14 protein-coding genes are annotated in these 11,620 nt (G+C 60.9%); 8 read left to right on the forward strand and 6 right to left on the reverse strand.

Going from position 1 to position 11,620, the window contains the following annotated elements:
* Positions 1–511: 511 nt before the first annotated feature.
* The 6 genes from F8N21_RS28820 to F8N21_RS28845 form a co-directional block, all read right to left on the reverse strand.
* The gene (locus tag F8N21_RS28820) at positions 512–2,359 is read right to left on the reverse strand and encodes a nitric oxide reductase activation protein NorD (protein ID WP_150645368.1); all 1,848 of its coding nucleotides are present in this window, start codon (positions 2,357–2,359) and stop codon (positions 512–514) included.
* A gap of 78 nt (positions 2,360–2,437) precedes the next feature.
* Positions 2,438–3,868: a cbb3-type cytochrome c oxidase subunit I gene (locus F8N21_RS28825; RefSeq protein WP_150645369.1), complete on the reverse strand. Its 1,431-nt coding sequence runs from the start codon at positions 3,866–3,868 to the stop codon at positions 2,438–2,440.
* Between the two features lie 3 nt (positions 3,869–3,871).
* Positions 3,872–4,312, reverse strand: a complete 441-nt coding sequence (locus F8N21_RS28830; protein WP_150645370.1) for a c-type cytochrome — start codon at positions 4,310–4,312, stop codon at positions 3,872–3,874.
* Between the two features lie 357 nt (positions 4,313–4,669).
* Positions 4,670–4,927 (reverse strand): cytochrome C oxidase subunit IV family protein, encoded by a 258-nt coding sequence (locus tag F8N21_RS28835; protein ID WP_150645371.1) that lies wholly within the window; start codon positions 4,925–4,927, stop codon positions 4,670–4,672.
* An 11-nt stretch (positions 4,928–4,938) separates the two neighbouring features.
* Positions 4,939–5,526, reverse strand: a complete 588-nt coding sequence (locus F8N21_RS28840) for a cytochrome c oxidase subunit 3 (protein WP_150645372.1) — start codon at positions 5,524–5,526, stop codon at positions 4,939–4,941.
* Entirely contained in the window at positions 5,510–6,301 is a 792-nt protein-coding gene (locus tag F8N21_RS28845; protein WP_150645373.1) for a CbbQ/NirQ/NorQ/GpvN family protein, read from the reverse strand. The genes F8N21_RS28840 and F8N21_RS28845 overlap by 17 nt, the downstream gene beginning before the upstream one ends.
* Between F8N21_RS28845 and F8N21_RS28850 the strand changes: the two genes are divergently transcribed.
* The 8 genes from F8N21_RS28850 to F8N21_RS28885 all read left to right on the forward strand — a co-directional run bounded on the left by F8N21_RS28850 (position 6,287) and on the right by F8N21_RS28885 (position 11,467).
* Positions 6,287–6,517, forward strand: a complete 231-nt coding sequence (locus F8N21_RS28850) for a hypothetical protein (protein ID WP_150645374.1) — start codon at positions 6,287–6,289, stop codon at positions 6,515–6,517. The two genes, F8N21_RS28845 and F8N21_RS28850, sit on opposite strands and share 15 nt — an antisense overlap.
* A gap of 106 nt (positions 6,518–6,623) precedes the next feature.
* Positions 6,624–8,192 carry a nitrite reductase gene (nirS, locus tag F8N21_RS28855; RefSeq protein ID WP_224788311.1) on the forward strand — a complete coding sequence of 523 codons (1,569 nt, stop codon included), beginning with the start codon at positions 6,624–6,626 and terminating at the stop codon, positions 8,190–8,192.
* Between the two features lie 24 nt (positions 8,193–8,216).
* Positions 8,217–8,531 (forward strand): c-type cytochrome, encoded by a 315-nt coding sequence (locus F8N21_RS28860; protein WP_150645376.1) that lies wholly within the window; start codon positions 8,217–8,219, stop codon positions 8,529–8,531.
* 17 nt (positions 8,532–8,548) lie between these two features.
* Positions 8,549–8,887 (forward strand): c-type cytochrome, encoded by a 339-nt coding sequence (locus tag F8N21_RS28865; RefSeq protein WP_150645377.1) that lies wholly within the window; start codon positions 8,549–8,551, stop codon positions 8,885–8,887.
* Positions 8,884–10,059, forward strand: a complete 1,176-nt coding sequence (locus F8N21_RS28870; protein WP_150645378.1) for a cytochrome D1 domain-containing protein — start codon at positions 8,884–8,886, stop codon at positions 10,057–10,059. Before F8N21_RS28865 ends, F8N21_RS28870 begins: the two co-directional genes overlap by 4 nt.
* 1 nt (position 10,060) lies before the next feature.
* Positions 10,061–10,519, forward strand: coding sequence for an Lrp/AsnC family transcriptional regulator (locus F8N21_RS28875; RefSeq protein ID WP_150645379.1), 459 nt, complete (start codon positions 10,061–10,063; stop codon positions 10,517–10,519).
* Positions 10,516–11,031, forward strand: a complete 516-nt coding sequence (locus F8N21_RS28880; protein ID WP_150645380.1) for an Lrp/AsnC family transcriptional regulator — start codon at positions 10,516–10,518, stop codon at positions 11,029–11,031. The genes F8N21_RS28875 and F8N21_RS28880 overlap by 4 nt, the downstream gene beginning before the upstream one ends.
* Positions 11,024–11,467 (forward strand): Lrp/AsnC family transcriptional regulator, encoded by a 444-nt coding sequence (locus tag F8N21_RS28885; protein WP_150645381.1) that lies wholly within the window; start codon positions 11,024–11,026, stop codon positions 11,465–11,467. Before F8N21_RS28880 ends, F8N21_RS28885 begins: the two co-directional genes overlap by 8 nt.
* Positions 11,468–11,620: the final 153 nt, after the last annotated feature.

Below are 11,620 nucleotides of genomic sequence, written 5' to 3' on the forward strand. Positions count from 1 at the left end.
GCCTCGGCGGTGTCTCCTCGGTTTTTCTGACACCGCAGTGGTGATTTTACGACTGCTGCGCAGCCGAACGCAGCCTCGCAAAGCTCGGCAGCTGCTACGGCGGTGGCCTCGGCGGTGTCTCCTCGGTTTTTCTGACACCGCAGTGGTGATTTTACGACTGCTTCGCAGCCGAACGCAGCCTCGCAAAACTCGGCAGCTGCTACGGCGGTGGCCTCGGCGGTGTCTCCTCGGTTTTTCTGACACCGCAGTGGTGATTTTACGACTGCTGCGCAGCCGAACGCAGCCTCGCAAAGCTCGGCAGCTGCTACGGCGGTGGCCTCGGCGGTGTCTCCTCGGTTTTTCTGAGACACCGCGGTGGTGATTTTACGACTGCTGCGCAGCCGAACGCAGGCTGCGCCAGCTGCTACGGGAACACAGGCTGCGCCAGCTGCTACGGGAACGCAGCCTTCGGCAGCTGCTACGGGGACGCAGGCTACGGCAGTTGTCACGGCGGTGGCCACGGCGGTGTTCTTCAAGGCTGGGTCAGTTGGCGGTACAACTGCGGCAAGCGCAGGGGTAGTTGATCCGGTTGGCGGATCAGGGTGTAGCCATTGGCACCGAACATATAGGGCAGGTAATCCCCGGCCTCGCGATCAATGGTGATACAGAACGGCGTCAGCCCTTGGCGACGTGCCTCCAGTACCGCTTCGCGGGTGTCTTCCACACCATAGCGCCCCTCATACAGATCCAGATCGTTGGGCTTGCCATCAGTCAGCAGCAGCAACAGCTTGCGCCGCCGCTTGCAACCGCTCAGCAGTTGCGTGGCCTGGCGAATGGCAGCGCCCATGCGCGTGTAATACCCCGGTTTCAGTCCCTGAATACGCCCTCGGGTCGTGTCGTCATAACGCTGGCTGAAGGACTTCAATTCCTGCATGCGCACCTGGTGGCGGCGCAGCGAGGAGAAACCGTACAAGGCGAAATCATCGCCCAGCATCGACAGCGTTTCACCGAACAGCAGCAGACTGTCGCTGATCACGTCGATCACTCGATGCTCATTGTCTATATGGGCGTCGGTCGACATCGACAGGTCCGCCAGCAACAGGCACGCCAGGTCGCGATGGGTCTGGCGCTGCTCCATGAACAGACCGCGTTCGGCGCACTGACCGTGCTGGCGTTCAACGTGGAAATCCAGCCAGGCCTGCATGTCCAGCTCTGATCCCTGGGGCTGCTGACGCAACCATTGGCGATCATTGCGCAGGTGCTCGAACTGACGCCGCAAACGGTGGGCCGATGCCTTCAGCCTGGGTGGCAGCGGCTTCGGCTCGCTATCGCGCGGCACCATCATCTGCAGATTGACGAAAGCCTCCTGCATGGTCTGTTTGCGATAGTCCCATTCCGGCAACTTGATGCCCTCGCCCAAGGGAATATCATCGACATCGGCCGGCGGCAAATCCAGGTGCAGCTTCAGGCCGCCACCCTTGCGCAGGCGAGTGCGCGACAGGGTCAATTCGTCCAGGTCGTCGGCGACTCGCGCCGCGTCCGGGTCTTCGCTGTCATCCGTCCAGCGATCCAGATCAACGTGTTCGGTCCAGCTGAAGAGGTTCTCCAGCCGCACGATCAGCAGTCCACCTTTACTGGTGCTTTCATCGATTCGCTTGGCGCGCTTGCGCCCGCCTTTCTGCTCACCGGGGGGCGTGGCCAGATGATCTTCCGAGTCTTGCGACTCTTCGAGATCCCCGGCCTGGGGGCTGGCGAGGTGGAGTGGCGGGGACAGCCACAGCGGCAGCGGCCCGGCCGCCCGTTCGCTGCGGGGAAAATGCTCGACACTGCCGGGATCGCGCAGGGCCTGGCGCAACGCCCGTTCCAGCGCCGCTTCACTGCCACTCAACGAGGCGGGATCCGGGCGTAATTGCAGATGGGCCTTGACCAGCCGCTCGTAGCGCGAACGCAACACCGGATAACGTTGCAAGAGCATTTGCGTCCAGCGCTGATTGTCCCGGCCCCAATGGCGCATCTGCCCGGCCTGGGCCGCCAGCAGCGCCAGCCAGCGATACAGTTCTTGATTCAGGGTGGCATCCGGGTAGACCGCAAGGCTCGATGGCAGACGAAGGTTATTCTCGTCGCACCAGGCCAACGGCACTTGTTTGCAGGTACCGGCGATCTGCTGCAGCATGTTGCGACGCAGTAACAGATCGCGGTCGCTGGCGGCTTCCACGCCGACTCCACTGGCGCCGCCCATTGCGCGAAACAACAGCGCTAGCGGCCGTTGCTGGTTGATCAATTCGACCCGGGCCTCGGGAAAGTCCGGGCTGGCGCGGCGGGTGATAAAGCGATGCCAGACACTGCCGACCCACTCTTCCAGTTCGACGGTAAAGGCCATGGTTTTTTTCCTCTGAAAACCAATGTAAAACGGCCCGCTGTACCAGCCGGGCCGTCCTCCTCCAGGGTGTTTCCTGACTTACGAGCGAACGGCGGCTGCGTTCATATCAGCGGTCGTCACAGGCACACGACGCTTGAAGCTGAACAGGTAGCAGATCAGCCCTGCGAAGAAACCGAGACCGGCGCCCAGACGGGCCCAGAACAGCACTTGCAGATGATCGACCGTGGCCATGAACGGCAACGCGACTCCATCCACCGGCCAGCGTTGCAGGTAGATCTGCACGACACCGGCGGCGGTCAGCAACAGCGTGATCATCACCATCGACAGGGTCATCAACCAGAAGCCCCAGATCTCGAGTTGCTGCGAACGCTCGTCCGCTGCCTCGCCGAGCCCGCGCAGTTTCGGCATGGCGTAGCTGATCAAGGTCATCACGATCATCGCGTAAGCACCGTAGAAGGCCAGGTGACCGTGAGCCGCTGTCAACTGCGAACCATGGGTGTAGTAGTTGACCGGTGCCAGGGTATGCAGGAAGCCCCAGACGCCAGCACCGAAGAACGCCGTAACGGTGGTGCCCTTGGCCCACAGGGTGGCCGCGCGATTCGGGTGGTCGCGGCGACGATTCTTGACCATGCTGAAGGCGAATATCACCATGGCCAGGAAGGGTAGCGGCTCGAGTGCCGAGAAGATCGAACCCACCCACAACCAGACCTCAGGCGCACCAATCCAGAAGAAGTGGTGACCGGTACCGATGATCCCCGTTATCAGCGCCATGGCGATGATCACGTAGAGCCATTTTTCCACGACCTCCCGGTCCACACCGGTGATCTTGATCAGTACGAAGGCCAGCATCGAACCCATGATCAGTTCCCACACGCCTTCTACCCAAAGATGCACCACCCACCACCAGTAGAACTTGTCACGGGCGAGGTTGCCGGGGTTGTAGAAGGAGAACAGGAAGAACACCGCGAGCCCGATCAACCCGGTCATCATGACCATGCTGACCGTGGTCTTGCGACCTTTGAGCAGCGTCATGCCGATGTTGTAGAGGAAGCCCAGGCAGACCACCACAATGCCCATCTTGGAAATGGTCGGCTGCTCCAGGAACTCCCGACCCATGGTCGGCAGCAGCTCATTGTGAGTCATCTTCGCCAGGCCCGCATAAGGCACCAGCAGATAACCGAGAATCGTCAGCACACCCGCGGCGGCGAATACCCAGAACAGGATGATCGCCAGCTTCGGACTGTGCAGTTCGCGGTCGGCCTCTTCCGGAATCAGGTAGTAGGCAGCGCCCATGAAACCAAACAATATCCAGACGATCAGCAGGTTGGTGTGCACCATCCGCGCCACGTTGAAGGGGATGATCGGGAACAGGAAGTCCCCTATCACGTATTGCAGGCCCATGATCAAACCGAACAGTATCTGGCCGAGAAACAGCATCAGGGCAAACACAAAGTAAGGTTTGGCGACGGCTTGCGAGGCGAATTTCAGATGCGGATTAGCAATGCTCATCACTCAGCCCTCCTTGTTTGGCGGCCAGCCATTGGTATTGATGTTCGAAGTCCATTTGAGGAACTCGGCGATGTCATTCACCTCCTGGTCGCTCAGATTGAATTGCGGCATCGCACGCCGGCCTGGTATGCCCAGCGGCTGCATTTTCATCCAGGCCTGCAGGAAAGGTTTGAAACCCTCCTCCCCGCCGCGCCGTTTGAACACGTTGCCCAGCTCAGGCGCAAAGTAAGCACCCTCGCCCAGTAGCGTGTGGCAGCCGATACAGTTGTTGTGCTCCCAGACCGTTTTGCCGCGTATCACTGATTCGCTCAAAAGCGTTTCATTGCTGCGTTCCGGAAAGGTCTTCTCGGTGTGATAGGTCAAGGCCAGGAATATCAGGAAGAAGAACACGCTTCCTCCGAAGTAGATATTCCTGGCCATACCTTTGGTGAAGGTCTCTGACATGGTCGCTTCCTCATTGCTTGGCCTGTCCATTCTAGGAAGCGAAGGGTCGAAACCTGCTTGATGGCGATCAAGAAACTCCGATGGTTTGGGTCGGGTATAAATTTTGAGGGCGCAGATCAAATGTGGTATCGACAAGATCGCAGCCTGCGGCAGCTCCTACGGTACGCAATACCCGTAGCAGCTGGCGAAGCCTGCGTTCGGCTGCGCAGCAGTCGTAAATCCTGCTTGCACGGCGTATCTGGAAAACCGCGTCGCCTGGTTCTACGACTGCTGCGCAGCCGAACGCAGCCTCGCAAAGCTCGGCAGCTGCTACGGGGACGCAGCCTTCGGCAGCTGCTACGCGGATCGCGTAACGGCTTATTGAAGCGACACCAACGTCACCCCCACCACCACCGCCAAAGCCACCGCCCAGCTCAACATCAAGCTGCGCCACAAACGTGGGGCGTGGCGCATTTCCATGAAGCCGTCGGCGATCAGCCAGGCCTTGACGACGGCCACCAGCAAGATGGTAATCGACAGCAGCATGGTGCCTCCGGCATTCCCCAGCAGCACGGTGCAGACGCTTAATGCGGCCAGCGCCACCCAGCAGGCGAGCAGAACCCTGGAAACGGACATGAGCAACCTCGTTAATTCAGAACGTAGACCAGCGGAAACAGCACCACCCAGATCAGATCGACCATGTGCCAATAGAGCACGCCGGATTCCAGTCCGCTACGGTTGTCGGCACTGTACAGGCGACGCCGGCAGCGCAGCGCCAGCCAGCCGAGAATGAACATCCCGAGCAGGACGTGGAGGAAGTGAAACCCGGTGAGGATCCAGTACAGAGTGAAAAAGGTGTTGTGCTCCATGCCCAGGCCGGAGGCAACCAGGTGGGCGTATTCAGTGAGCTTCAATACCACATAGACGCTGGCGGCCAGCAAGGCCGCCAGCAGCAACCAGGCACCGTGACGGGCCCGGGATTGCCTGACCTGTTCCTGGGCCAGGGCGGCGAATAGTCCTGCGGTGAGCAGACTCAAGGTCATCGCCAGCCCGGTGGAGCTGTTGAGCAACTGGCGGCTCTCGCTAAACATCTGCGGCTTCAGAACCTGGGTCACCGCGAAAGCGAGGATCAGGATCGCGAACACCGAGAGCTCGGCGAGGATGAAAAACCACATCGCCAGATCGCCCGGCAAATGACCGGGCGAGGCAACCCTGACTTCAGCTGAAGTGGACATCGACCACATCCATCAGCGCCGCAACGGTCAGCGGATCATCTGTCAAGGGTTCGGCCAGACAAGCCATGCACGCCTCGCGCGGGTTCATTCCGGAGCGGATCATGCGTGCAGTGAAAATCAGCAAGCGAGTGGACGCAACCTCTTCCAGATCATGTTGATCCAGCCGGCGCAGGGCCTGCCCGAGCTTGACTACCTGAGCCGCCAGCGCAAGGTCCACCTGGGCCTCCCTGGCGACAATACGCTCTTCATCGGCCACCGGCGGATAGCCGAAACGCATCGCCACGAAACGCTGGCGAGTACTGGGTTTCAGGCCCTTGAGCAGGTTCTGGTAACCGGGGTTATAGGACACCACCAGCATGAACGATGGCGGTGCCTGCAGCACTTCACCGGTGCGCTCCAGATACAGCTCGCGACGGTCATCGGCCAGCGGATGGAGGACCACCGCGGTGTCCTGGCGTGCTTCGACCACTTCGTCGAGGTAACAGATACCGCCTTCACGCACTGCGCGGGTCAACGGCCCGTCCTGCCACCAGGTGCCCTGGGCACCGATCAGATGGCGGCCGATCAGGTCGGCGGCGCTCAGGTCGTCGTGGCAGGCCACGGTATACAGCGGCAGTTTCAGCCGATGGGCCATGTGCTGGACGAAACGGGTCTTGCCGCAGCCGGTAGGCCCTTTGATCAGCACTGGCATGCCGTGGCGCCAGGCTTGCTCGAACAGCGCTTCTTCGTTGTTCAGCGGTTGATAGAAGGGTTCGCGGGAATGATTACGGTCCATTGGGATACCTGGTTCAACAGCGGGCTTGTTGACCACGCTACGGGTGCCTGCGACAACCTGGCAAGGGGGATGGCCGGCAAACTTGATCGCCGTCAAGCGGCATTGGCCGGCTCGGGCATAGCCTTGCACCGCACTAAGAACCTGCGCTCTGTACTGCCGTTTCAGTACATCTCAAAGGTCTTGCCTGAGGAGAAATGGAATGCTGATCAGCAATAGAAAAACGTTTGCTCTGACCATCGCCACCCTGTGTTCGGCACTGGCCCTGGCGGTGAGTCACGCCGCCAGAGCCGAGGATCCTGCCGCTGCTGCAGCCAACCCGGCCATGGTCAAAACCGCGGGAGCGCCCGACATGGGCCAGGCCGAGTTCGACTCATCCAAGGAAATCTATTTCCAGCGTTGCGCCGGCTGTCACGGCGTGCTGCGCAAGGGCGCCACTGGTAAAGCACTGACCCCGGACATCACGCAAGGCCGCGGCCAACCTTATCTCGAAGCCTTGATCACCTATGGCTCAGCCGCCGGTATGCCGAACTGGGGCACATCCAATATTCTGACCAAGGATCAGATCACCTCGATGGCCAAGTTCGTTCAGCACACGCCGCCAACGCCGCCGGAATGGGGCATGGCCGAGACGCTGAAAACCTGGAAAGTGGTGATCAAACCCGAGGACCGGCCGAAGAAACAGCTGAGCAAACTCAATCTGCAAAACCTGTTTTCGGTGACCCTGCGCGATGACGGCAAGATTGCCCTGATCGACGGCGACAGCAAGAAGATCGTCAAACTCATCGACACCGGTTATGCGGTGCACATCTCCCGGATCTCTGCCTCCGGTCGCTACCTGCTGGTTATCGGTCGAGACGCCAAGATCGACATGATCGACCTGTGGCCGCTGGAGCCGACCAAGGTCGCGGAAATCAAGGTGGGCATCGAAGCCCGCTCGGTGGAAACCTCCAAGTTCAAAGGCTACGAAGACAAATACACCGTCGCCGGCTCCTACTGGCCGCCGCAGTTCACCATCATGGATGGCGAAACCCTCGAGCCCAAACAGATCGTTTCGACTCGCGGCATGACCGTCGACAAGCAGGAATACCATCCCGAACCCCGGGTCGCGGCGATCATCGCCTCCCACGAATGGCCGGAGTTCATCGTCAACGTCAAGGAAACCGGCAAGGTCATGCTGGTCAATTACCAGGACATCAAAAACCTTACCGTCACCTACATCGATGCCGCGCCATTCCTGCATGACGGCGGCTGGGACAGCACCCACCGCTACTTCATGACCGCCGCCAACAACTCCAACAAAGTCGCAGTCATCGACTCCAAGGAGCGCAAGTTGACTGCGTTGGTCGAGGTCGGCAAAACCCCTCACCCGGGTCGCGGCGCCAACTTCACTCACCCTAAATACGGTCCGGTCTGGGCCACCAGCCACCTGGGCGACGCCGGCATTTCGCTGATCGGCACCGACCCGCTGAAACATGCGCAATACGCCTGGAAACAGGTCGACTCGCTCAAGGGCCAGGGCGGCGGTTCACTGTTTATCAAAACCCATCCCAAGTCCCGTCACCTGTATGTCGACACCACCCTCAACCCGGACGCCAAGCTCAGTCAGTCGGTAGCGGTATTCGACATCGACAAGCTCGACGCCGGTTACACCGTACTGCCGATCGCCGAATACGCCGGGATCAAGAAAGGCGCCATGCGCGTCGTGCAGCCGGAATACAACAAAGCGGGCGATGAAGTCTGGTTCTCCGTCTGGAGCGGCCAGGAAGAAGAGTCGGCACTGGTAGTGATCGACGACAAGACCCTCAAGCTCAAATCGGTCATCAAGGACAAACGGCTGATTACCCCGACAGGGAAGTTCAACGTTTACAACACGCAACACGATATCTATTGAGCTCCATCAACACGAGAACCCCTGATGAAAATTATTCTGATCCCCATGCTCGCCCTGACCGGTGCGCTGATGCTGCAACCGGCCCTGGCCGCAGATGGCCCGACGCTGTTCAAAAGCAAACCCTGTGCAGCCTGCCACTCCATCGACACCAAAGTAGTCGGCCCGGCGCTTAAAGACGTTGCAGCCAAAAACGCTGGCGTCCCCGGAGCCCAGGAAACCCTGGCCAAACACATCAAGGAAGGCACGTCAGGCAACTGGGGCCCTATGCCGATGCCGGCGAACCCGGTCACTGATGACGAAGCGAAAATTCTCGCTGCGTGGGTTCTGACTCTTAAATAACACCCCTGGAGGACGTCATGAAACTTTATCGACAGGTTGTGATTATGGCGTCCCTCCTCCTGATTTTCAGTGCAACTGCGCTTGCCGCGGTTGCCACGCCTGACAGCAAACGTCAGGCCCAACTCGAACACCTGCTGGCCCAGGACTGTGGCGCCTGCCATGGCCTGCGCATGACCGGCGGCCTTGGCCCGGCCCTGACCCGTGACGCGCTGGCCGGCAAATCCCCAGAGAGCCTGATTGCCACCGTCACCCAGGGTCGACCTGGAACCGCCATGCCCGGCTGGGGCCCGTTGCTCAGCCCCGCCGACATTCGCTGGCTGGTCGACCTTCTTCTCCAAGGATACCCAGCACCATGATCCGTTCAATCCTGTTGTCAGCGGCGACCGGCCTGTTGTTGTCGGCCTGCGTCCAGCCCCCCTTGCGGGGCACTGGCGATCTGGGCGTGGTGGTGGAACGTGCCACCGGCAGCCTGCAGATCATCGAAAGCGACACTCACACCGCCCTGGCCCGGATCGAGGGTTTCGGCGACCTCTCCCATGCCTCGGTGGTGTTCTCCCGCGACCAGCGCTACGCCTACGTGTTCGGCCGCGACGGCGGGCTGAGCAAGGTCGACCTGCTGACCCAGCGCATCGACCATCGAGTCATCCAGGGCGGCAACAGCATCGGTGGCGCCATCAGTCAGGACGGCAAGCTGATCGCCGTGTCCAACTATGTGCCCGGCGGGGTCAAGGTGTTCGATGCCGTCACCCTGCAACAGGTAGCCGATATTCCTGCGACGGCCCTGGCCGATGGCAAACATTCGCGGGTGGTCGGTCTGGTGGATGCGCCTGGGCAACGTTTCGTGTTCAGCCTGTTCGATACCGGCGAGATCTGGAGCGCTGATTTCAGTCAGGGCAACACTCCGAAAATCAGTCGCTTCACCGGCATCGGCGAGCAACCCTACGACGCCCTGATCACCCCCGACGGGCGCTACTACATGGCCGGGCTGTTCGGTGAAGACGGCATGGCGCAACTCGATCTCTGGCATCCGGAGCGCGGGGTACAGCGGGTCCTCGGTGACTACGGTCGCGGTCAGGCCAAACTGCCGGTGTACAAGATGCCCCATCTGGAAGGCTGGGCGGTCGCCGACAACCAGGCCTTCGTGCCCGCCGTCGGACGCCACCAGGTGTTGGTGATGGATTCGCGCAACTGGAAGCAGACCGCTGCGATCCCGGTCGCCGGCCAGCCGATATTCGTCACGGCGCGGCCGGACGGTCGGCAGCTATGGGTGAATTTCGCCTATCCGGACAATGATCGGGTGCAGGTCATCGACACCGAAACCCACGCGATAGTCGCGGACCTGAAACCGGGGCCGGCGGTGCTGCATATGGAGTTCACCTCCCGCGGCGACCAGCTGTGGCTGTCGTTGCGCGACGGCGAGCAGATTCAGGTCTGGGACCCGTACCACCTGAAACTGCTGAGCACCCTGCCCGCCACCAAACCGAGCGGGATCTTCTTCAGCAGCCGCGCGCAAAAGATGGGGTATTGAAATGAAACTTGACCCCCTCAGCCGCCGCCTGATCGATCGCTTCCAGCATGGCATGCCGCTGTGCCCGGAACCTTACAAGGACATGGCGCACACCCTGGGTTGCACCGAAGCCGAAGTGATCGCCTGCCTGCAACACCTGGCACTGGCCGGCACCCTGTCACGAATCGGCCCGGTGTTCGAACACAGCCGCGCCGGCGCCAGCACCCTCGCCGCCCTGGCCGTACCCGCCGATCGCCTGCAACAGGTGGCCGCCCGGGTCAGCCAGTATCCCGAGGTCAATCACAACTATGCCCGCGAACATCACTACAACCTGTGGTTCGTGCTGACCGGTCCCGATCGCCCGCACATCGAGCGAATTCTCGACGAACTGGAGCAAGACACCGGCCTCACGGCGCTGGATCTGCCGATGCTCACCGCTTACCGCATCGACCTGGGCTTTGCCCTGGGAGAACGCCCATGAAACCTGGATTGAACCCGAAACAAGTGCTCGCACTGCGCCGACACCTCGAAGCCGGGTTGCCGCTGGTATCGCGCCCCTATCAGGACCTCGCCGAACGGATAAAGGCTGACGAACCCCAGGTGCTCGAACAAATGCGCCAGTGGAACGAGCAAGGAATGTTCCGCCGCATGGGTCTGGTGCTCAACCATCGCGCGCTGGGTTTTGCCGCCAACGCGATGCTGGTGCTGGATGTTCCGGACGCGCTGATCGATGAGGTCGGCCAACGGCTGGGACGCGTGCCCGGGATTACCCTCTGCTACCAACGACCACGGCGCTTGCCGGACTGGCGATACAACCTGTTCTGCATGATTCACGGTCGACAACGGGATCGGGTCGAGGCCCAGATCCAGGCGTTGCTCGAAGAACATCTGCTGAGTGATCTGCCCCATCAACTGCTGTTCAGCACCCAGATGTTCAAGCAGTGCGGCGGGCGTTTTGCCCCTTCGTCGACAGGAGTGCCACGTCGTGGATGATCTCGACCGGCGGCTGATCAATCGACTGCAATTGGGCCTGCCACTGGTGCGTCATCCCTGGCGGGTACTGGCCGAGGAACTCGGGAGCAGCAGCAGCGAACTGCTCGACCGCCTGCATGCTTTGCTCGAGGACGGCGTCCTCACACGCTTCGGCCCGATGTTCGATATCGAGCGCTTGGGCGGCGCTTTCACCCTGGCCGCGCTGGCGGTCCCGGAAGAGCGTTTCGAGGAAGTCGCCGAACAGCTGCATGGCATGCCTGAAGTGGCCCACAACTACCGTCGCGAACACGCCTGGAACATGTGGTTCGTCCTCGGCTGCCCGACCGTACAGGGCATCACCGAGACCTTGCAACGGATCGAACGCCTGACCGGCCTGGTGCCGCTCAACCTTCCAAAAGAGGAGACATACCATGTCGGTCTGTACTTCCCGGTCTGAAGATCTCCCGGCCTTGCGTCTGATCGAGCTTCCAAAAGAGGAGACATACCATGTCGGTCTGTACTTCCCGGTCTGAAGATCTCCCGGCCTTGCGTCTGATCGAGCTTCCAAAAGAGGAGACATACCATGTCGGTCTGTACTTCCCGGTCTGAA

This window comes from Pseudomonas fluorescens (genome assembly GCF_902497895.1).
GTDB classification, from domain to species: Bacteria; Pseudomonadota; Gammaproteobacteria; order Pseudomonadales; family Pseudomonadaceae; genus Aquipseudomonas; species Aquipseudomonas fluorescens_BP.